The organism is Virgibacillus sp. CM-4 (genome assembly GCF_000445495.1).
Taxonomy (GTDB): Bacteria; Bacillota; Bacilli; order Bacillales; family Amphibacillaceae; genus Virgibacillus; species Virgibacillus salexigens.
Genome location: NZ_AUQA01000002.1, coordinates 1,152,226 through 1,175,050, shown reverse-complemented (window position 1 = coordinate 1,175,050; position 22,825 = coordinate 1,152,226). Strand labels below are relative to the sequence as shown.

The following is a 22,825-nucleotide window of genomic DNA, read 5'->3' as shown; positions in this document are numbered from 1 at the left end:
TTTTGTTGTTTTAAAAATGAAGAGGGTGGGAGAAAAACAATTAAAAAAGGAGATCGAGATAAAAGGAGTTTGGATGATTTTAGTAATATCTTATCATTGCTTTCTCTTTCCTTTTCTGTATAATATATTTCGGGTATCGAAGAAAAAGGAGGGATATCATGGATGCACCACAAGCTGTTACGAAGAAACAACCTGAAAAGATTTGGACACGCGATTTCGTCTTGATCTGTTTAGCAAATTTCTTCATTTTCCTTGGTTTCCAAATGACATTGCCCACCCTGCCTTTGTTTGTGAAAGAGTTGGGCGGAAGTGACCAACTTGTGGGAATTATCGTAGGGATTTTTACGTTTTCTGCACTCCTGATGCGGCCTTATGCTGGTCATGCACTGGAGTCAAAAGGAAGACGTTTTGTTTATATGTTCGGTCTTGCTGTATTTGTAATTTCAGTTGGTTCTTTTGCTTTTGTAACAAGTATTGTATTTTTATTGTTAATCCGTATTTTACAAGGAATTGGTTGGGGATTTTCGACAACAGCAACAGGGACAATTGCCACAGATATCATTCCGGAAAAGCGTCGTGGAGAAGGAATGGGCTATTTTGGGTTATCTGGAAATATAGCTTTAGCATTCGGACCTTCCCTTGGATTAACATTGGTTGATGTAATTACCTTCCCGCAGCTATTCCTAATTTGCGCTTCTGGGGGATTGGTTGCATTTATCCTTTCTAGCCGCATCCGGTATAAGCAAGTAGAGGAGTCAAAAGATAAAACCGTGACAATGAAATTTGATATCTTTGAGAAGACTGCTATACAACCAGCACTGCTCTTATTTTTTATTACATTTACTTTTGGTGGCATTGCAACTTTTTTGCCATTACACGCAGCTGAGAAAAGTATTGCCGGTATTGAATCTTATTTTCTAGTCTATGCTGTTTTTCTCATGATTTCTCGTACATTTGCAGGGAAGATTTATGATCAGAAAGGCCATATTTATGTCTTTCTCCCTGGAACGGTATTCATCTTTGGAGCGATGTTATTACTTGCATGGCTGCCAAATACGTTCGTAATGCTGATAGCTGCAGGTATGTATGGGCTTGGTTTTGGATCAGTACAACCAGCTCTGCAAGCTTGGGCAGTTGAGAAAGCACCAGGAAATCGAAAAGGGATGGCAAATGCCACCTTTTTCTCGTTTTTTGATTTAGGTGTTGGTTTAGGTGCAATCATCTTTGGGCAGATAGCTTCAGTATTCAACTATGCTGTTATTTATCTAACTGCTGGTGGTTCCGTATTATTATCAGTTCTCTTATATTTATATTTATTATTTATGGCGATCCGTAGATCCAAACAATCACATAATATTTAATACGACTTGTGGCGATTGTTCTTTCCTATTAAAGCAGAATAAAAAGACTCCTCCTCCATCTAATTGGCTATCCCAGCTAGACGAGGAAGAGACTCTTGGGCTGTCAGGTAACAACGGTTTACTAGGCAGCTTTTTTGAAAGCTCAGAGAGCATGAGCAGTGTTATTAACAAAGATCTTGAAAAACAAATCTTGACAGCGCCATTTATTACCAAAGGTTTTACTTGGTCTACTGGATTACACTTCTTTTGGTAGTACAATTCGTTTATATAGATGAACGGTAATCAAGTAATATATTCCATAGATGACAAAAAAGATGCTGATGGGTATCCAAATTTTTGTATACGGTTCGATAATGATGAAAGAGAACATTTGCATGCCGACAATAACATGTACTAAACCTACTAATGCAGGGAACAGGAACAATAAGAATAGCTCACGGTAAATGGATCGTTTTAATAATGATCTTCGCACACCGATTTTCCGTAACATATGATAACGATGAACGTCGGCGCCAGCGCTTGAAAGTAATTTAAACATCAATACACTTGCCATCATCATTAAGAAAGCTACACCTAAGAAAAGTCCCATAAAGATAGTACCACTTGCAATGCCTTTAAAAGCCAAATAATTGCCGTATTTACCCCCATTGTTTTCAACGGGTTTTCTTAAATAGGTTTCGGCTAGTTCCGTCTGGTTGTCATTAATGGTTTCAAATTGCGACAAATAATTCATAAAGTCATCCACTTGCACTAAGATAACGGATTGCTCATCGGCTTCAACTTTTTGGTATTCTTCTGCATTTAATACATATACTGGCAGAGACCCAAACATATTATAACTGGTATTAAGCTCTGTCGAAATTGCTGTCCACCAATTTTCTGGTAATTCTTCTGTTCCTTCTTCCCCATTTAAGGAATAACGAGCTGCAGGCAATGGTTCATTCACTCGTTTGGTTTTAGGTAATTCAAATTCTGCATCATATGCTTTTACTTCTGGGGCATTTTCCACTAAATCTTGTTTTAAATAATAGATGCCATTGTCATTTATTTTATACGAATAAGCGTGTTGTTCGGTTATCGTCATTTCTTTTAGAGTCTGCAAATCTTCCTCCGTAGGCTGATGAATAACTACATCATTTGCATGGTACATGGAGGATTGGGTTTCAATATTATGGTAAAAGGAAATCCCGGCAGTCATTGCACCTAATCCAAGAGCAATTAACATTGCTACTGTACCAAGCACCTGGGTTAAATGAAGCATTCGGAAACGTAATTGACCAAGCGTAAATGAATTTATTCCTGTTTCATTTAAGCGACGGTTTTGCTTTAGCTTTTTCACAACGTACGGCAGAAGAGAAATGAATATAAAATAGGTGCCGGGTATAATCGTAACGGTTGCCAGGATCACCCCAAATTGTTGCAGTTTTTCTATTTCCGTCATGGCGTAGTAGCCGATTCCGATTAGAATGATGGCTAAGAGTGCACCGATGAACGTCTTGATACCGTTTGTTTTTACAATATCTTGTTTTTGTTCAGCTTTTAATAAATCTAATACATTTTTTCTACCAATTTGCCATGCATTGACAAGTGAGGTAAGCAAGAATAATACAATATAGAAAATAACTGTTGTAAGAATAGAAGAAGGATAGATTGCTTTAAATCCCTCCCCTTGAAAATCTAATTGCCACATAAACAATTCAGCAATTCCAACGGCCAATCCAATGCCTAGGAAAATTCCTACAACAAGGGAAATAACACCAATAAAAAATGTTTCAAAAAACATTAATTGCGTAATTTTTCCTTTTTTTGCACCTAAGGTCATATACATAGCCATTTCTTTTTGTCTCAATGTTTGAATAAAAGAAGTTGCGTAGAAAATATAGAATATCGTGATAAACCCTAAGATCACCGACCCTACATGAAAGATAAACACAACCGAACTAATCATTGCATTCGATTCGATAAAGGCTTTATTCTGTGCAAGTGTCTGAAACATATAGAAAATCGCAATGGATATCGTAAGTCCAAATAATAATACTAAATAATCTTTAAACATCTTTCGCATACTAGAAATAGTCAATTTTACTAACATCTTATCACCTACTTTCTAATCCAATTCATTCGGAGTTGCAAATTCAGCAAGTACATCAAGTATTTCTTGATGGAAGCTATTTCTTGTTGTATCTCGATGAATTTCCTTATATAATTGACCATCTTGAATAAACAAAATTCGCTGGCAATAACTTGCACTCAACGGATCATGCGTTACAAGCATTATGGACGTATGATGGTTTTCATTTAAGTGTACCAAGGTTTCCATTAAGCTTTTGGCGTTTTTTGAATCTAATGCCCCAGTTGGTTCATCAGCTAGAACCATTGCTGGTTCATGCACAAGTGCTCGAGCTGCAGCCACTCGCTGTTTTTGACCACCAGATATGGTTACTGGGTATTTATCGATGATTTCTTGAATACCAAGTTTGCTGGCTACTTTTAATACATTTGGCTTAATGTCTTTTGAAGGAACTCCTTTTAAGGACAAAGGAAGCGCTATATTTTCGTAGACGGTCAGATTTTCTAAAAGATTAAAATCTTGGAAGATAAACCCTAACTGTTCCGAACGAAAATCTGCTAATTGATTTTGCTTCATCGCAGTTATATTGGTGCCGGCAATTTCAATCGTACCACTAGTAGATTGATCTAACGTGGAGATAACATTTAATAATGTCGTTTTCCCTGCACCAGAAGGTCCCATAATTCCGACAAACTCTCCGCTCTGAATATCAAAATTAACATCTTTTAAAGCATGGTATTGGTTCTCGTTTTTCTTTCCATACACTTTATCTAAATGACTTACATGTAATACTGGTTGATTCATTATCCTACCTCCATCTTATTTTCTATCGATAGTTTATCGTTAATGAGAGAAGGTAGGTATGGATTTTCCTTTCAGCAAGCTTACAGATTTGTAAGTATTTGAAAACTCGTTCAGACAGCTTGTGCTCTACAAGTATCTACAGTTTAAAAACAGGAAAAACTCGTATACAATAGAAATAAGAATTGGTAAAGGATGGTATTTGTTATTTTGAAAAGTGTCCGTAACATCAATGTGGAAAAGTTATTCCCCCCGGTTATTTATAAGCGGGGATTAGATTATTATTTACACGATAAAGTAAGTGATCTCTCCTATGATAAGAACTATCAAGTATGGACGGCCAGTGTACGAGGATCGGAAAATTATTTTGTTGAGATTAATATGAAGGACTTTTCTAAAGGTACCATTGATACGTATTGCGATTGTCCAGCATTCGATGCATTTGGCTCCTGCAAGCATATTGCTGCGGTATTGATCAGTGTTGTAAATAAGGACAATGATCGTGTCCCGGCCTTTGCTCCTTATGATTATAAAATAACAAGTAAATTCATGGATGCAGTGGCTAACATCTCACATATGGAAAATGATCTAAGTCCATTGCCAACGCAATCCGAATTATTGGTGGAGTACGTTTGTCATATTGACTCAGATAGGCAGTTGAAGGCGGAATTAAAAGTTGGCGAAAAAAGATGCTTTGTTATTAAGGATGTTGCTGATTTTTTAAATCATGTTCTTCAAGGATCGGAGTACCAAATAACGAAGAAATTCGCATATAACCCTGATATGCATCGTCTTGATGCACAGGATTTGGAGATACTTGAAAATTTGTCCGCAGTTATTAAAAATGAGCGCGTATACCATGCCAACCCATTTTATCAAGGTGATACATCGGATAAACGTGCTATTATCATTCCCCCGTTGGAGGCAAAGGACTTACTGGAAAAAATGGTTGAACGGTCCTTAACAGTCGATACATCTGATCGAAGCTATCCGGCGGTTGCGATCAAAGTAGGCGATTTGCCTTTTCAATTCTCTTTATCAACTAGTATGAAAGATGATTTACTGCTGGAAATGGTGCAGATAAGAGACTTCGTCTACTTAGATGCTTATGAATGTTTATTTGCTGATGGAACTTTTTATTTCCCTAACAATAATCAAGTCCCTATTATCCAAGAGCTCAGTCGCTTCGGCAATGAAAACTTTCGCCTACCTATTGCCAAAAATCAGGCAGATGAATTTGTATCAACGGTTGTCCCATCTTTAAAAAAAGTAGGAGATGTCACGATTGCTGAAGAGGTAGCTAAAGACATTATTCAGGTTCCCTTAAGAGCCAAACTCTATTTGGAAGTGAAAGCGGCTTGGATCGTCGGTAAATTAACATACTATTATGGTGAGGAGCAAATTGATCCCTTCAGTGGGAGAGAAAAAAATGATGTTATCATTATTCGAGATGTAGAAAAAGAACTGCAAATCATGCGGTTAATTGAACATGCTGATTTTCATTATAATGGGAAAGAACTTTATATTGATATGGATAATGAGGAAGAAATGTATGATTTTATTTACTATATGCTTCCGAAATTAGAAGAATATGTGGAGCTTCTTCTAACATCTGAGATACGAAATCTAATTGTGGAACAAGAACCTGCAACGCATACAAGCGTACAATTGGAAAACGCGTCAAACCTCTTAGATATCGGGTTTGACATTGATGGAATTAATGATACCGAAGTAAACAAAATACTCGAGGCAGTCATCGAAAAGAAAAGGTATTATCGTCTGGATAGTGGAGCATTGCTATCTTTAGAATCAGATGGATTTTCTTCGATTAAGCAATTCTTTGATGGCATGGATTTGGATGCAAACCATATGGAGGAAGGAACCATCCAAGTTCCAGTATATCGTGGGACACAGGTTGATGAACTCTTACAAACAAATAAAAATTATGATATATCGTTTCGAAAGCTTCTACATCAACTAAAGTATCCAGAAGAACAAGTCTATCCACTTCCAGATACATTACAGGCGTCACTTCGAAACTACCAGCAAACAGGTTATCAGTGGTTCAAATCGTTGAGCCATTATTATTTAGGTGGTATTTTAGCAGATGATATGGGATTAGGTAAAACGTTACAGAGTATTGCATTTATCGCATCAGAGTTAGGGGATCATCCACATTTAATCGTGGCACCGTCGTCAGTGGTATATAATTGGAAAAATGAATTTGGGAAGTTTGTTCCATCGCTGAACATTGCTGTTTTAACAGGTGCACCACAGGAGAGAAAGCTCAAATTAGAAGAATCAAATGGCATGGATGTTTGGATAACCTCTTATGCGACACTGCGACAGGATATTGAATTATATGAGAACCTGTTCTTTCAAACTTTAATTCTTGATGAGGCGCAATATATAAAAAATTATGCAACGAAAACATCAAAAGCCATTCGAAGAATACATGCTGGAAGGAAATTTGCGTTAAGCGGTACGCCAATTGAGAATTCCATTGATGAGCTCTGGGCTATCTTCCAGGTTATTCTTCCAGGATTGATGCCGAATCATCAAGCATTTAAACAAATGTCATATGAAAAGATAGCGATGATGACAAAGCCGTTTATTTTGCGACGTTTAAAACAAGAAGTGTTAAGTGAACTACCTGATAAGATTGAGACGGTCTCTGTCTCAGCGTTAACAAAAGAGCAGAAAGACTTATATATTGGGTATCATCGTCAATTACAAGAGGAAGCAGCTCAATCTATGAAGGAAAATGGTTTTCAAAAGAATCGGATGAAGATTTTAGCTGGTTTAACTAGATTGCGGCAAATTTGCTGTCATCCTTCCCTATTTATTGAAAACTACGAAGGAGATTCCGGAAAACTGGAACAGTTGATGGATACGATCCATCATGCCTTGCGTAATGGAAAACGAATGTTAATCTTCTCCCAATTTACTTCGATGCATGAGATTATTATCTCCCAATTAGTGAAAGAAGACATTGGCTATTTTTATTTACATGGTCAAACCCCGTCTCAAGAAAGAGTGGAGATGAGTGAACGGTTTAACAATGGAGAAAATGATATATTTTTAATTTCACTAAAAGCAGGGGGAACGGGTCTTAATTTAACGGGTGCAGATACAGTTATTTTGTATGACCTATGGTGGAATCCTGCAGTAGAAGATCAAGCTACAGGCCGGGCACATCGGTTTGGTCAAAAAAATGTAGTGCAAGTGATCCGTCTAGTAACAGAAGGTACCATTGAGGAGAAAATATATGAACTTCAACAAAAGAAAAGGGAATTAATTGATCAAGTAATTCAACCTGGAGAAACAATGCTATCGAGTTTGACAGAAGAGGATGTGCGAGAGTTACTAAGTATTTAAAAAAGCTGCCATATAGACCTGTTCCTGTGCATATCGAAGTTATATTCGAAAAGTAGTTGAGATTGTTAAACCTTTGATTTGAAAAAGGGTAATAACTACCTTAAGAAATGGAATTGTTTACTCTAAAGTCAATGCAAATGAAAGGGCCGTGCTTTTGGAAAGCATGGCCCCTTTCATATTTCGGAATGCATCGAATATAACGAGTTAGAGCTCCCTCATTGGGTTTATTGATTTAATTTAAATAGCTTCCTCGGTCTCCCTTTTAGATAGGGCTTTTCCTCTCCGGCAACTTTAATTACTTCCCCAGATAGTAATTTATTAATGGTGCGTTCTGCACTTCTTTTTGTAACTTTATAGTGAGAAGCAATATCATGGGAAGAGAAAGGTTCATTATTTCGCTTGCTTATAAAGTTTATAAAATTGTAGGAAAGCTCATTATTTAGCCGTGCTTTGTGTATCAGGGATTGATATAATTTCGATTTATCAAAGGCTTTTTCGATTCCAATTGGGCCAATAATATCTTGTCGCTCATTTACAATATAACATCTGCTATCGAGTGTCGAATCACATATCTCTAATGCTAATTTTGCATTTTGTTCTGCCTCCATGGCTGTTAAAGCAAGTCCGAAACCAATATCGACAGGTCTTTGCAATTCCCTTTCCACAGTATGTAATAATGGAAAATCCCTATAATGGTTTTGAATGTTTTCTAGGACGGACTTCGTACCAATAAGAATAATTTGGTTCTCATGGTTTTGGATTACGGTTGCACTTGTCTGCTTTCCGAATTCCTCTACTAATTGATGCAACTGTTGAAGGGGCTTAGCAATAAAGCGACTATCATGCTCCGTTTCTAAATCACATTTATTTTTTAGCCTTATAAATCCTACTACAATTTGTGCCGTATTTGATTGGTACGGATTTAGTTGTACAATCTTCTTTGCCTCTTTTAATGTATTTTCAATATTTAATTTGGGGATAACCATGCAACTTGCTGGGATACCTTTATCATTGAGACAAGCTGCAACTTCTTTGATAGATGTCAGTACATAATCTATCTTCCCCTGTTTCCATAATTGTTCATGATGGTTAACAATCTTATCTAACATAGTTATATCTTGTTCTTCAAACGAATAGATATATACTTCCTTATCGGATAAAGTGAATTCTGACATAGCATTCATAACTTGCTGATCATTCAACATATCTATGGAGATGCGATCCAGCTCATATACTCGATTTTGGTATAAACGAAATAAGGAGGTTACGATCGTATAAGCATCTATAGACATTAAAAGACTAGGCAACCTTTTTTTATTTAGTTTATGTTTAACATAAATATAAGCCGGTAATTCAGAGAATACATAGATGTCACATAAGAAGGCTTGTTCGATTAAATCTTTGACGTCCTCAGCTTTTGAATAAGGGAAATAAACGAATTCTACATCTTTTTTAATCTCAATAAAAAATTTAATTCTTTCAATAAAAGGCTGGCTTCCAAAAATGGCAATTTTATATTTCATGATCAAGCGCTCCCCCATAACTGTAAACTATTCAATTTCTTTTATGTATTTGCTCAATAAGTGACCAATGTCAGCAATTATTCTTTCACTTACAGTATTATGTGCCACCCCTTCTGATAATATTGCCACATGAATGGTCTTTGTTTCGTACTTGATAATACCTGCATCGTGAGAAACACCAGGCATTTCACCCGTCTTATGAAAAAACCTAATTGATTTATCTTTATCTAAATAGCTAGGAAGTTTATGAGTAAATTGCTGGTTTTCAAGGATTTTTAGAATCATTCTTCTACTAGAATCAGTTAAATGGTGGTTTGTTTTCGATACTAGCTTAAATAGTTTTATCATGTCTTTTGCACTTGTATAGTTCTCTTTTCCATTCTCGCTAGCCTCTACATCCATAAACTTTCTTGATATCAATGTTTGTTCACAGTCTATTGATTTTATAAATTGGTTTATAGCAGCCATCCCAAATAATTTCAGTAATAGGTTAGCGGCAGTGTTATCAGAAACGATAATCATTAGTTCCATTAGATTTTTGTAACTATAGATATGTGATTTAGACACATAATTGATTACTCCCGCACCGCCAACCATCTCATCTTTATCTATATAAACTAATTTATCTTCTAATAAATGGTTGTTTTCTAGCTGCCTGAAACCTTCTAGTAAAATTGGTAGTTTTACTAGACTAGCTGCAGTCATTTGTTTATCTTCATTAATAGCAATAATTCCATCAGGGGTTTCAATGTAAATTGAAAAATACTTCATCGAAGGTTTTAATTTTTGCTTTATGTTCCATTCTAATTCGTTAAAATCCATGGCTAGGCCACCTTTTTCTTGGCAAGGATGATGAGGGAATAATTATTTGTCCAACGATCAATAACTTTTGGTAATAGCAATATAGTACCTGAATTTTCTAATAATTGTCAATGAAAAACAATATATAGTTAGTAAATAAAGTTAAATAGGAACGTTTCATGTTTTCGTTAGATCTTTATTGGATATATCATCATGATATGGTTATTTTTACCTACCCATTTAATTAACGCAATCTCCAATGAAGTAGCGAATAGCATGTCTGCGCTTACAGATTTAAAAATTAATCAAATTAGTTCTGTTAGCAATAGTTTGACAATATTATAGAATTACAGGTAAAATATATTTCATACGTTAGGATGTACAAGGGGGAGTTTGTATGAAAAAGAGAAATCTTATATTTTCTATGGCTTTGTTACTAGTGTTGGCTTTATTTTTAGCCGCATGTGGTGGCAATAATGAAGAAGGTAGTGCAAATGAAGGAGATAGCGAAGCTCCTGAGTTTCTAAGCATGCTTACTGGCGGAACTAGTGGCACTTATTATCCGCTTGGTGGGGCAATGGCAAAAATTATTTCTGATGAAACTGGAATTGAAACAACAGCTCAATCATCAAATGCTTCTGCTGATAATGTAGTTGCTTTGCAAGAAGAGGAAGCGGAATTAGCATTTGTTCAAACTGATGTTGTAGCAAATGCGATTGAAGGGATTAATTCCTTTGAAGATAATCCAGTAGATAATGTGCAAGCAATTGGTTCTTTGTATCCAGAGACCATTCAAATTGTAACGACAAAAGATTCTGGCATTACTTCCGTTGAAGACCTAGCTGGAAAAACTGTATCCGTTGGTGCACCTGGCTCAGGTACATATGTGAATGCAGAGCAGATATTAGAAGTTCATGGCATGTCTATGGATGATATTGAAGCTCAAAACCTTGACTTTGGCGAGTCTACTGGTGGTATTCAAGATGGAAATATTGATGCAGCATTTATTACAGCGGGTACGCCAACTGGTGCTGTCGAAGGTTTATCTGCACAAGTTGATGTAGGTATCGTACCAATAGCACAGGATAAAGTAGATGCATTAGTAGAGGAATACCCTTATTATGCAGGAGATACTGTATCTGCAGGTACGTATGGAGTTGAAGAAGATGTACCGACTGTCGCAGTATTAGCAATGCTTGCTGTATCTGATCAACTTTCAGAAGAAGTCGTGTATGATATAACGAAAGCGATTTATGAGAATACGGATAAGATTTCTCATGATAAAGCAGAGTTCATCACCAAAGATTCTGCGCTTGACGGTATTGGTATTGACTTGCATCCAGGTGCGAAGAAGTACTTTGATGAAGAGGGCATTTCAGCATCTGAGTAATGACAACGTTAGGAAAGTCTTAGGGCCGGCTGTAATCCTGTGTCTCAGGAATTTGCTGCCGGCTCTTCCATGTGTATAGATGAAAAGTTTGTTATCAAATAAGGTGAACAGTAATGAAATTATTGCAGAAATACAACATATTCGTGATTATGCTACTCGTGATAGTTATCAGTTTAGTCTTTATCCTGTTTTTTCCGTTTCGAAGTTCGCTCGTGTTTTATAAAGAGAACACCGATCATATTGCAGCATATCTCCCTATCAATAAAGGGGAGCATTTCCAATTAATTTTTAAACATTCTATTCATTTAACCGATGTCGTAGAAAAGTATGTTGTAAATGATGATCAAACAATTAAACAGACAGAGATTGTGTATGAGGAGTTTGGTATTGGCATGCCATCGAACGCGCATGGGAATGAAAAATTCACTTATAAAAATGGGAAGTATCATATTAAAAATTTGTCCAATGTATTCCCCAAGATTAATCTGCGAAATGGAAAGACGGTTTCAAAAAATCGATTAGTTTGGGGTGAAAATGCGGATAAAGAGATATACCTGAATAAATATTTTAACCCGGGCGCCTGGTTTACGTTAAAGATTGAAAATATAACGTTATGGGAATATTGGAAAGGAGTGAGGATCCATGAGTGATTCAAAAGATCAATTAAGTCAACAACAACAAGAGGAATTGCTACAGAAATACGATACGGAATCAAATACTCGAAAACTAGTAGGCGTTGCTGCTGCTATTGTCTTTATTGGATTATTAGCATTTTCTCTTTTTCAATTATACACTGGCGCCTTTGGCCAAAAAACCGCTTATATACAACGGACAGTACACTTAGGATTTGCGCTTTCATTAATATTTTTGTTATTTCCAGCGAGGAAAAAGGGGAATAAGAAGAAGATAGCATGGTATGATTACATACTTGTACTATTATCCATTATTGTATGTAGCTATTGGCCGTTTTTTTATGATTCTCTTGTTCAGCAAATTGGAAGCATTACCCAGGTGCAAACGATCATTGGTGGCCTTGCTATAGTGCTTGTCTTGGAAGCTACTCGAAGGGCAGTAGGACTACCAATAACCATTATTGCTATTGTCTTCTTAATTTATGCTTTGTTTGGACCGCAAATGCCAGGTATGTTTGCACATCGTGGCTTAAGCTTACAGCAGCTAATCGAAACGATGTTCTTTACGACAGAAGGGATATTGGGAACCCCTTTGCAGGTTTCATCCACATATATATTTCTCTTTCTGTTATTCGGGGCGTTTCTCGTACAAACTGGTGTAGGGAATTATTTCAATGATTTAGCAATCTCGTTAGCCGGTCGTCGGACTGGTGGACCTGCTAAGGTAGCTATTTTCTCAAGTGCATTGAATGGAACCATCAGTGGGAGTTCCGTCGCCAATACCGTAACAACCGGTTCCTACACTATTCCAATGATGAAAAAGTTAGGGTACCGTCCTAATTTTGCGGGGGCAGTTGAGGCTGCTTCTTCGACAGGAGGACAAATTATGCCGCCAATTATGGGGGCAGCTGCTTTTTTAATGATTGAGTTTGCAGGTGTTGGCTACTGGGAAATTGCCAAAGCCGCTACAATTCCAGCAATTTTATTCTTCTCTGGCATCTGGATTATGACACATTTGGAAGCAAAACGAACAGGTTTACACGGCTTACCGAAAGAACAAATTCCTCCTAAAAAGGAAGTTTTCAAAAAGGTTCATTTACTTTTGCCGATTGTCGCTATTGTCTGGTTGTTATTTGAAGGCTTCAGTATTGAACGAACAGCGCTTTATGGAATCGGTATCACTATTTTAGTAAGTTTATTTAGGAAAGATACGCGTATTACTCCAGCTAGATTTGTCACTGCGCTTACTTCGGGTGCACGTACAGCACTAGGTGTGGCATCAGCTACTGCTTGTGCAGGGATTATTGTTGGTGTTGTAACAAAAACTGGACTTGGATTGAAACTTGGTAATAGTTTAGTAAGTATGGCGGGTTCACTTGCAAGTTCTGCAGATATGCAACTTTTACTGACATTACTATTTACGATGATAACATCAATTATACTGGGGATGGGGTCTCCAACCACAGCGAATTATATAATCACATCCACCATTGCTTTACCAGCAATTTTAGCTTTAAATGATCAATTAGAGGTTGCTATACCCGTGCTAGCAGGGCATATGTTTGTATTTTATTTTGGAATTGTAGCTGATATTACGCCTCCTGTCGCACTTGCAGCGTTTGCAGCGACTGGGATATCTGGTGGTGAACCGATTCGTACAGGTGTCAATGCAGCAAAGTTAGCTATTGCAGCATTTATCATTCCATACATGTTTGTATTGCAGCCGCAATTGCTTATGATCGATACTAATTTGTTGGAGATAAGCTGGATTTTAATAACAGCGATTGCTGGTATGATTGCAATAGGAGCTGGTTTAATTGGCTTCTGGTATTTAAAGCTGAATTGGGTTGGGAGAATACTTTCTGTTGCCATTGGGTTACTACTCATTTATCCAGAAGGAAACTCTGATTTATATGGTGTAGGGGCTTTTGTTGTCATGATTGCTGTACAACTGTTTATTAATCGTTCCAATCCTGGCAACAAAGGTGAAGTTCAAAAATCCGCAAGTGGACAGTAAAAAACCAACGAAGTAAAAAAGGTGATCTCCTAGTGGGATCATCTTTTTTAGGTGCAGCTTGTTCTTTTCCATTTCATCAACGATACTAGAGTTAGGCAGGTGTCTTCTTAATTTGGAGAATAATATCACAGTCGTTACTTTCCTTGGACGAGTAATTTAACAAAATAAGTGAGTAATAAAACTTTAATTCAGGAATAATTCATTTTAAACTAGTAGTTAAGGAGATAGGAAGATGAGATGGATAACATTAACTATTATTGGAGCGGCTGCAGGACTAGGTATAGCTGCTGTATTAAAACTCATCCAAGCTTTTACTGAGAAACAAGTATATACATTACTTTTAAATGTTGATTATATCCCAGTTTTAAAAGACTTGTCTTTTGATGAATTAGGGGAAGTGATCCTTCATTTACTTGTCTCCATCTTATTAGTACCAATGCTGTATATCGGATTACTACAAATGAATCAATCTCGAAATATCCTTGCTTATTTCTTTTGTAGTAGTTTCATAGGAACAGTATTGTATACGACTACCGTATTCTCTCCGCGTACGCCAAATCTATTTGATGGAGAAGCATTTCTATACTGGGTTGGTGCCCATATGATATACGGCGTTATTGTCGGCGGTTTGATTATTATTATGTTAAGGGAATAGATGATGATGACATACAAAAAGAAGTTTTATAGAGCTATCAAGCAAACTCTATTTATAGCATTCCTGTTCTCCGTTCTTTTTATTGCAATCTCCTTGCTAAACACAAAAGGACACAAGGAATCAACGAGGCAAATAGCTGAACCAGTGATTAGTGAAGAAGTAAGAGATTACCGTCCGCTAGTGGAAAAGTATGCTGCAGATTATGGTGTAACAGAACATGTTGATACCATCCTCGGGATGATGATGCAGGAATCAGGTGGACGTGGGAAGGATCCAATGCAAGCTTCTGAAAGCTATTGTGGGGAGCGTGAATGTATTAAAGATCCGGAGCTTTCTATAAAACAAGGAGTCTCTTATTTTTCTCAAACGCTAGAGGAAGCAAATGGGGATATAAAGCTTGCTGTTCAATCTTATAATTTCGGTAAAGGGTTTATTCAATATATACACGATAAGGAAAAAGACTATTCACAAGAAGCTGCCATAACTTTTTCTCAAGAAATGTATGCAAATGACCCAGATAAAGAGAAGTATCGATGTCTTCGTGATGAAGCCAAAGAAATAGATGCATGCTATGGGGATATCTATTATGTAAAATCAGTTATTACATATAGAAACAAATTAGCAGAAGAGTAAAGTCCAAACATGTTATGATTAATTATAAATGAAGAGGAGGAATACGTATGACAAAAGCAATTCATACAGATAAAGCTCCGGCAGCGTTGGGGCCATATTCACAAGCAATTCAAGCAGGTGATTTTCTTTATGTATCTGGCCAAGTGGGAATTGACCCGAACACTGGAGAAATTGTGGAAGGGATCGAAGCGCAAACGAAACAAGTACTAACAAATATTCAAGCTATCCTAACAGAAGCGGGTACGGATTTTTCAAAAGCAGTTAAATTTACAATTTATTTGAAATCGATGGGAGACTTTGCAACAATAAATGAAATATATGGCAGCTATTTATCGGAACCATATCCAGCAAGAGCTACAATTGAGGTTAGTCAATTGCCAAAGCATGCACTTGTAGAAATGGATGTAACGGTATATACGAACGCCTAGGAGGTTTATCAAATGGAAAACTTTACGTATTATAATCCTACGAAACTTATCTTTGGAAAAGGCCAATTAGATAAGCTTCCTAAAGAAGTGGGCCAATATGGAAGAAAAGTTCTGCTTGTCTATGGTGGAGGAAGCATTAAGCGAAACGGAATTTTTGATAATGTCGTTGAAAAACTAAAAGAGATCGATGCAAATATATTTGAATTAGGAGGAGTTGAGCCAAATCCTCGTATTTCTACAGTACGTAAAGGGGTAGAAATCTGTAAACAGAAAGGTATTGAGTTTTTACTTGCAATTGGTGGAGGAAGTACAATCGATTGTACAAAGGCTATTGCTGCAGGAGCCAAAACAGATATTGATATGTGGGATATTGTGACGAAAAAAGCACATGCTACAGATGCGCTTCCATTTGGTACTGTACTTACATTGGCAGCGACTGGTTCAGAAATGAATCGTGGTTCTGTTATTACGAATTGGGAAACAAATGAAAAGCATGGGTGGGGATCTCCATATACTAGTCCTAAATTCTCGATTCTTGACCCTACGCATACTTTTTCTGTGCCGCGTGACCAAACCATTTATGGTATGGTTGATATGATGTCACATGTGTTAGAACACTATTTCCACCAAGCGGATAATACCCCAATTCAAGATCGCTTCTGTGAATCTGTTTTGCTAACTGTAATGGAAACTGCGCCAAAACTACTTCAGGATTTGGAGAATTATGACTATCGCGAGACGATTATGTTGAGTGGTACACTTGCATTAAATGACATGTTAAGTATGGGATTCCGAGGTGATTGGGCTACGCATAATTTAGAGCATGCGGTATCAGCAGTGCATGATATTCCGCATGGTGGAGGATTAGCAATTATCTTTCCGAACTGGATGAAACATGTACTTGATGATGATAATGCATCTCGATTTAAACAACTAGCTGTTCGAGTATTTAATGTAGACACTATCGGAAAAACTGAAAGAGAAATAGCTTTAGAAGGAATTGACAAATTAAGAGAATTTTGGAACTCAATTGGAGCACCATCCAAATTTGCTGACTACGCCATTGATGAAAGTAGTATTGAGGAGATGGCAGATAAGACGGTGATTGCTCGGCCAGCGTATGGTAACTTCAAACAATTGACGAGACAAGATTCGGTCGAGATTTTTCGTGCTAGTTTGTAAAGATATACCCAACAAATAACGACATATTTCCCGGGAAATGTTCATAAATATAAAAAGAAGAACTGGCTATCATTGATAAATAGCCAGTTCTTCTTTTATTGCAGTTCTGATTTTATCCAAACATTCTTCAGGCGTGTTACCGAAAATGCGTTTATTATTCACGAGCGCATAAGGTTTAACCCTACATAAGCCACAGAAGGATAAACATTCGTTCATGAGTACAGCAACTTCAGGAAATTCTTCTTCAAGAATTTCTTCTATATTAACAGAAGTGATTGCATTTCCGTCACAGACCTCTACTACGACTATTCCCATTGCTATCACTTTCTTTCTTTAGAAGGTAATCCCTATTAAGGGTGACTCTGTTAGTTTTAGCATAATCTTTAAAAATAATCAATTAACTCAACTTTGTTACCCTTGATTACCACTTACAATGGGTACGATAGATAGGCTAACGATAACTTAGAAAATGATGAACGAACTTTTGGATTTACTTGATAAGTACTTATCCTCTATTTGCAGTTAAGGAGCGATTGTTTATTGGTCTGTATTCGTACTTATACCAACAAAATAACATAATTAAGCCACTTAAAATTAGTAAAGCACTTGTTACGAAAAAAACAGCTGAAAATCCGAAAAAGCCAGATAGCATTCCCCCTAGTGCCGGACCAATAATATTTCCTAGGAAACGAAGGCTTGTGTTATAGCCGAGTACTTCTCCTTGCATGGAAAGAGGCGCTGTTTGTCTTATATAAGCAATTCTTACAGGAATAATTCCTCCGATCGAAATTCCAAGTAAAAATCGCAAAACAACAAGCTGCCAAATGTTTGTGACAAACGCACCTGGGAAGTAAACGATTCCTGCCATAAATAATAAAAAGATAAGTACTTTTATATAGCCTGTTTTATCTCCAATACGTCCCCATTTTCTAGTCATCAAAAGATTACCTAGTCCGGCTGCAGAAAAGGCGATACCTGCAAAGAAAGCAATATTTTCTGGACCATGTATATCTGCAACAAAAAGAGACAAGATCGGCTGGATACTGAAATGTGCAACTTGAACTAATGTTGAAATCAGCATGACCACTAGTAGTACAGGGTTTGTTATGATATGCTGAATGACTTGCTTTCTTGTATAGGACTGCTCATCTTGCTCATCTTCAGAGAGCTTCAAATGTAATTCTTTTACACCTAAAATTACGATAATAGCTGATATGAAAACAGTTATTGAAACCCACTTAAATGTGTTGGAATATCCGAATGCATCAGCAAGTGTTCCCCCTAATAGAGGTCCCATTAACGTCCCAGTAATACTTCCGGTTTGCAATGTCCCTAATACTCTTCCTGCTATATGCTTTGGTGTTTGGGTGGAGATAAATGCTTGTGACATTGGGATAAACCCAGTAGCTACTCCCATAACTAATCGGAGTAGGAATAATTGCCATACGGTTGTAGCAAATCCCATTAATAAGATAGAAATACCAATCCCTGCTGCAGAAAAGATTAATATCTTCTTACGCCCGTATTTATCACCAATGCGCCCCCATATAGGTGAAAAAATAAAAGCAGTTACAAAGGTAATTGCAAAAATCCACCCTGACCAATTTTGTACATATGAATCAGAGAAATTCCCCATCGATTCAATATATAAAGAAATAAAGGGAAGTACCATCGTCATACTTCCAGCAATAAAAAAGTTAGCAAACCACATGATTGCTAAATTCCGCTTCACGATAGGATGATTGTCAATGATGATAAAGACCTTCCTTCTTGAAATTATTTCGCTACCCTAAATAATATAGGAGTTACTTAATAAAAGAAACTAATTTGCTTATACTTCTGAGGGCTTATTTTTTTAAAGAAATATATTCATATGCCACAAAAACAGGTATAATGATAATGATTGATAATTGCTTTAAATGAATCATAGGATAGAGCAAGAACAAATAAAAGGAGAACAAAAATGAAGAAATTCTTACTGAGCCTGATAATTGTTTTATTAACCATTGGGATAAGTTTACCTGTACAAGCAGATAGTGGAGCAAGTGATACAGATAGTATTAATGAGAAATTAGGTTCCCCCATTGTTGTATATGGTGCCCAGTTGTCTACTGATCAACGTACGAAGGTTCGCGAACTATTAAATGTACAAGATGGAGATATGGTTGAAGAACATGATGTTTCAGGACAAGATGCAGCGACCTATATCAATGGAAACCCAAATTCCAATATGTATTCAAGTGCGAAGATTACTCGGCAAGAAGCCGGGAATGGACTCACTATTAATATTGTCACACCAGAGAACATAACGGAAGTAACAAAGGAAATGTATGCTAATGCCCTGTTAACTGCAGGTGTTGAAAATGCTACGGTAGATGTTGCCTCACCCGTTAAAGTAAGTGGCCATTCTGCATTAACTGGAATTTATAAAGCGTATGATGTTGAAGGGGAACAACTTGATAAGGAACGAATGGAATTAGCGAATGAAGAGCTTGATGTCGCTACGCAATTAGCAGAAAAAGAGGGAATGAGTCAGGAAAAGGTAAGTCAATTATTGACGGATATCAAAAAAACGATTGCTGAGCAAAATCCAGCAACCAAAGAAGAAGTAGAGCAAATCGTTCAGGAGCAGTTAGATCAATTAGAAATCTCTTTAAGTGAAGCAGATCGTCAAATGCTCATTGACTTAATTGATAAAATGCGAGATTTGAATATTAATTTCGACCAAGTGAAAAACCAATTAGAGGATATAGCATCAACGATCAAAGATAAAGCAGACGAACTAGGATTAGATGAAGGCTTCTGGGAAAAAGTAGCTAATTTCTTTAGCGATATGTTCCAGGCATTAAGTAACTTTTTTAAAGGATTATTTAATTAAATAGTAATAGTTTAGTAATTTTGTAATAATCAGCAGTGTGTCCTTATGCCTTGGCAGGCAATGGATACACTGCTTTTTTCATCCTCAAATTCTACTACTTTTCTTAACTTTAAGTTAAATTTTTTTAAAAAAATGGTGAAATAAATGATTTTTAGTAGTATAATGATAATGCAGATAATTAGAATTGTCTGTCAAATACACCAGTGCTATTAGGAGGGTCAAATTAATGAGTTTTAAGAAAAAGTGGGTATTTTTACTAGTATTAGTACTTTCACTGGGTCTTCTTCTTGCTGCTTGTAGTGGAGGAGATAATGAAGAAAGTAGTGAAGGAGGAGATTCCTCAGAAGGAAATTCTGAAGAGTCAGGTGAAGGAACTTTAGCAGCCGATCAAACATTTGATATAAATATTAAGACTGAGCCACCATCACTCCATCCAGGTACAGCCTCTGATTCGACTTCAGGTATTGTATTAGACCAGATTTTTGAAGGTTTAATGCGAATTAATCAAGATGGGATGCCGGAAGAAGCAATGGCTGAAAGTGTAGAAATATCCGATGATAAAAAAACGTATACATTTAAAATCCGTGAAGATGCAAATTGGTCTAATGGCGATCCTGTAACTGCACAAGATTTTGAATATGCATGGAAATGGGTATTGAATCCTGATAATGCAGACACCGATTATGCTTATCAACTATATCCAATTAAAGGAGCGCAGGAAGCAAAAGAAGAAGGCGCTTCATTAGATGATGTAGGAATTACAGTAGAAGATGACAAAACATTAGTAGTTGAACTAGAACAACCAACACCATATTTCCTTGATTTAACCGCATTCTATACGTATTATCCTGTAAATCATAATGTTGTTGATGGAAATGATGAATGGGCACAAGATGCTTCAGATAACTATGTAACTAATGGACCATTCACACTTGAATCATGGGCACATAAAGATCAAATTGTACTTAATAAATTCTCAGATTATTGGGACTCTGAAACAGTGAAGCTAGAAACTGTAAATATGTACATGGTTGACGATGCAAATACGTCATTAGAGATGTATAACAGTGGAGAGCTAGACTGGGTAGGTGACCCAAGCAGTCCACTTCCATTGGCGTCAATTCCAGCATTAAAGCAGGAAGGTAATTTGAATATCTCAGATCTTGCTGGAGTGTATTATTACGCATTTAACACAGAAGAATCACCTTTTGATAATGTGAATATACGTAAAGCTTTTGCTTCAGCAATTAACCGTCAAGGAATTGTAGAAAGTATTACCCAAAGGCAAGAACAGCCTGCAATGGCTTTAGTGCCACCATCAATTTGGGAAGAAAACAAAGAAGGATATTTTAAAGATAATGATCCTGAAAAAGCGAAAGAATACTTACAAGCAGGTTTAGATGAATTAGGATTAGATAAATTACCGAAAATCAGTCTCTCTTATAACACAGATGAAGGCCATGCGGCAATTGCTCAGGCTGTACAAGATATGTGGAGAGAGAATCTAGGTGTCGAAGTAGAACTAAATAATGAAGAGTGGAATGTTTATCTAGATAGTATGGGTAGCGGAAACTTCCAAGTGGGTAGAATGGGATGGTTAGCTGATTTTAATGACGCTATTAATTTCCTAGAAATCTTCCAATCTGTCGGTGGTAACAACTATACGAACTGGGAGAATGAAGAGTATGCTAGTCTTCTAGAAGAATCTAGAACATTAACAGGAGATGAACGTAAAGAGGTATTACGGGAAGCTGAACAAATCTTTATGGATGATATGCCAATTGCGCCTGTATATTTCTATACGAATACTTGGTTGAATAAAGATTATGTGAAGAATATTGAAATCTCAGGACTGGGTAGTGTTCAACTGAAATGGGGCTATCTAGTAGAGGAATAATAGTCTTAAACGATAGAAGAAAAAGAAAAGACAACAAGAATGTATAAACTCCTTGAGACTTCTACGATAAATAGAAAAATGCCAATTGGTATTCAGTTTATTTAGGTGTATTTTCTATATGAAGTTCTGCAAGAAATAGAAAATATACAGTTTTAAAGGGGTGATAATGTATCACCCCTTATTTATTTTGAAAAAAACAAAAATTTAAAATAGTGGCTATTAATAATATATGGAGGTGTAATGACTTGGCCAAATATCTGTTGAAACGACTAGCGTATATAATTGTTTCCCTGTTTTTTATCATTACGATTACATTCTTTCTGATGCAGGCTGCACCAGGTGGGCCATTCGCTTCAGAAAAAAAGCTAACTCCTGCACTTGAAGAACAAATGAATGAAGCGTATGGCTTAAATGATCCACTGTATGAACAATACTTTAACTATCTTGTTAATGCATTTACTTTTGATTTTGGACCATCATTTAAATATGTTGGACAAGATGTTATTGAAATCATTACCCGGAGTTTCCCTTATTCCTTAATATTAGGAATCGAATCCATTCTTATCGCTTTATCTATAGGGGTGCTTTTAGGGGTTATAGCTGCAGTCAAACATAATAAGTTCGGAGATTATACTGCGATGGTAATTGCAGTTCTGGGAATTTCTGTACCGAGCTTTATTATGGCGACCGTTTTACAGTATATCTTTGCAATTAAACTAGGTGCATTACCAGTAGCTAGGTTCGAATCATTTGCACATACGATTTTACCAGCAATTGCACTTGCTACTACACCTTTAGCGTTTATTGCAAGATTAATGCGTTCAAGTATGCTGGATGTCTTAAATTCGGATTATATTAAGACAGCAAAATCCAAAGGTTTGGGGCAACGTGTTGTCACCTACAAACATGGGCTACGAAATGCAATTCTTCCAGTTGTATCCTATTTAGGTCCTTTAGTGGTCTCAATTCTTACAGGTAGCTTTATTATTGAAAGTATTTTCGGCATTCCTGGACTTGGAAGTGAGTTTGTTGTCAGTGTGACTAACAGGGATTATACCGTCATTATGGGGACGACCGTATTCTTTAGTGTGCTGCTGCTCGTTTCTATTTTACTCGTCGATTTACTTTATGGACTAGTAGATCCTCGAATAAAAGTAGCCGGAAAGGGAGGTAAATAA

Annotated in this window: 19 protein-coding genes; 13 read left to right on the top strand and 6 right to left on the bottom strand. The window is 36.7% G+C overall.

Annotated features, from left to right (window positions below; genetic code table 11):
- Nucleotides 1–158 precede the first annotated feature (158 nt).
- Nucleotides 159–1,361: an MFS transporter gene (locus M948_RS28990; protein WP_021289939.1), complete on the top strand. Its 1,203-nt coding sequence runs from the start codon at nucleotides 159–161 to the stop codon at nucleotides 1,359–1,361.
- A 235-nt stretch (nucleotides 1,362–1,596) separates the two neighbouring features.
- On the opposite strand, the gene M948_RS28985 is transcribed toward M948_RS28990, so the two are convergent.
- Together M948_RS28985 and M948_RS28980 are read right to left on the bottom strand one after the other, a co-directional pair.
- Nucleotides 1,597–3,453, bottom strand: a complete 1,857-nt coding sequence (locus M948_RS28985) for an ABC transporter permease (RefSeq protein ID WP_021289938.1) — start codon at nucleotides 3,451–3,453, stop codon at nucleotides 1,597–1,599.
- 15 nt (nucleotides 3,454–3,468) lie between these two features.
- Nucleotides 3,469–4,236 (bottom strand): ABC transporter ATP-binding protein, encoded by a 768-nt coding sequence (locus M948_RS28980; protein WP_021289937.1) that lies wholly within the window; start codon nucleotides 4,234–4,236, stop codon nucleotides 3,469–3,471.
- A 207-nt stretch (nucleotides 4,237–4,443) separates the two neighbouring features.
- Between M948_RS28980 and M948_RS28975 the strand changes: the two genes are divergently transcribed.
- Entirely contained in the window at nucleotides 4,444–7,611 is a 3,168-nt protein-coding gene (locus tag M948_RS28975; RefSeq protein WP_021289936.1) for a DEAD/DEAH box helicase, read from the top strand.
- Nucleotides 7,612–7,835: 224 nt separating this feature from the next.
- Here M948_RS28975 and M948_RS28970 read toward each other — a convergent pair whose 3' ends face one another.
- Entirely contained in the window at nucleotides 7,836–9,134 is a 1,299-nt protein-coding gene (locus M948_RS28970) for a hypothetical protein (RefSeq protein ID WP_021289935.1), read from the bottom strand.
- A gap of 27 nt (nucleotides 9,135–9,161) precedes the next feature.
- Nucleotides 9,162–9,956, bottom strand: coding sequence for a serine hydrolase (locus M948_RS28965; protein WP_021289934.1), 795 nt, complete (start codon nucleotides 9,954–9,956; stop codon nucleotides 9,162–9,164).
- Nucleotides 9,957–10,148: 192 nt separating this feature from the next.
- On the opposite strand from M948_RS28965, the gene M948_RS43830 reads away from it, so the two are divergent.
- The 8 genes from M948_RS43830 (at nucleotide 10,149) to M948_RS28930 (ending at nucleotide 16,872) form a co-directional block, all read left to right on the top strand.
- Nucleotides 10,149–10,280 carry a hypothetical protein gene (locus M948_RS43830; RefSeq protein ID WP_255326112.1) on the top strand — a complete coding sequence of 44 codons (132 nt, stop codon included), beginning with the start codon at nucleotides 10,149–10,151 and terminating at the stop codon, nucleotides 10,278–10,280.
- Nucleotides 10,281–10,332: 52 nt separating this feature from the next.
- A complete protein-coding gene (locus tag M948_RS28960) occupies nucleotides 10,333–11,325 on the top strand; it encodes a TAXI family TRAP transporter solute-binding subunit (protein WP_021289933.1) in 993 nt (330 codons plus the stop codon).
- Between the two features lie 113 nt (nucleotides 11,326–11,438).
- Complete coding sequence (locus tag M948_RS28955) at nucleotides 11,439–11,975, top strand: DUF1850 domain-containing protein (protein ID WP_021289932.1); 537 nt, start codon at nucleotides 11,439–11,441, stop codon at nucleotides 11,973–11,975.
- Entirely contained in the window at nucleotides 11,968–13,974 is a 2,007-nt protein-coding gene (locus tag M948_RS28950; protein WP_021289931.1) for a TRAP transporter permease, read from the top strand. Before M948_RS28955 ends, M948_RS28950 begins: the two co-directional genes overlap by 8 nt.
- A gap of 232 nt (nucleotides 13,975–14,206) precedes the next feature.
- The gene (locus M948_RS28945; RefSeq protein ID WP_021289930.1) at nucleotides 14,207–14,629 is read left to right on the top strand and encodes a hypothetical protein; all 423 of its coding nucleotides are present in this window, start codon (nucleotides 14,207–14,209) and stop codon (nucleotides 14,627–14,629) included.
- Complete coding sequence (locus M948_RS28940) at nucleotides 14,630–15,262, top strand: lysozyme family protein (protein ID WP_021289929.1); 633 nt, start codon at nucleotides 14,630–14,632, stop codon at nucleotides 15,260–15,262. It begins immediately after the preceding gene.
- A 47-nt stretch (nucleotides 15,263–15,309) separates the two neighbouring features.
- Complete coding sequence (locus M948_RS28935; RefSeq protein ID WP_021289928.1) at nucleotides 15,310–15,690, top strand: RidA family protein; 381 nt, start codon at nucleotides 15,310–15,312, stop codon at nucleotides 15,688–15,690.
- A gap of 12 nt (nucleotides 15,691–15,702) precedes the next feature.
- Entirely contained in the window at nucleotides 15,703–16,872 is a 1,170-nt protein-coding gene (locus M948_RS28930) for an iron-containing alcohol dehydrogenase (RefSeq protein WP_021289927.1), read from the top strand.
- A gap of 69 nt (nucleotides 16,873–16,941) precedes the next feature.
- On the opposite strand, the gene M948_RS28925 is transcribed toward M948_RS28930, so the two are convergent.
- Together M948_RS28925 and M948_RS28920 are read right to left on the bottom strand one after the other, a co-directional pair.
- Nucleotides 16,942–17,187 carry a DUF1450 domain-containing protein gene (locus M948_RS28925; RefSeq protein WP_021289926.1) on the bottom strand — a complete coding sequence of 82 codons (246 nt, stop codon included), beginning with the start codon at nucleotides 17,185–17,187 and terminating at the stop codon, nucleotides 16,942–16,944.
- A gap of 190 nt (nucleotides 17,188–17,377) precedes the next feature.
- Nucleotides 17,378–18,583 carry an MFS transporter gene (locus M948_RS28920; protein ID WP_038244755.1) on the bottom strand — a complete coding sequence of 402 codons (1,206 nt, stop codon included), beginning with the start codon at nucleotides 18,581–18,583 and terminating at the stop codon, nucleotides 17,378–17,380.
- 252 nt (nucleotides 18,584–18,835) lie between these two features.
- Between M948_RS28920 and M948_RS28915 the strand changes: the two genes are divergently transcribed.
- The 3 genes from M948_RS28915 (at nucleotide 18,836) to M948_RS28905 (ending at nucleotide 22,825) form a co-directional block, all read left to right on the top strand.
- Nucleotides 18,836–19,750 carry a DUF1002 domain-containing protein gene (locus M948_RS28915; RefSeq protein ID WP_021289924.1) on the top strand — a complete coding sequence of 305 codons (915 nt, stop codon included), beginning with the start codon at nucleotides 18,836–18,838 and terminating at the stop codon, nucleotides 19,748–19,750.
- A 226-nt stretch (nucleotides 19,751–19,976) separates the two neighbouring features.
- Nucleotides 19,977–21,647 carry a peptide ABC transporter substrate-binding protein gene (locus tag M948_RS28910; RefSeq protein WP_021289923.1) on the top strand — a complete coding sequence of 557 codons (1,671 nt, stop codon included), beginning with the start codon at nucleotides 19,977–19,979 and terminating at the stop codon, nucleotides 21,645–21,647.
- Between the two features lie 245 nt (nucleotides 21,648–21,892).
- Nucleotides 21,893–22,825 carry an ABC transporter permease gene (locus tag M948_RS28905; RefSeq protein ID WP_021289922.1) on the top strand — a complete coding sequence of 311 codons (933 nt, stop codon included), beginning with the start codon at nucleotides 21,893–21,895 and terminating at the stop codon, nucleotides 22,823–22,825.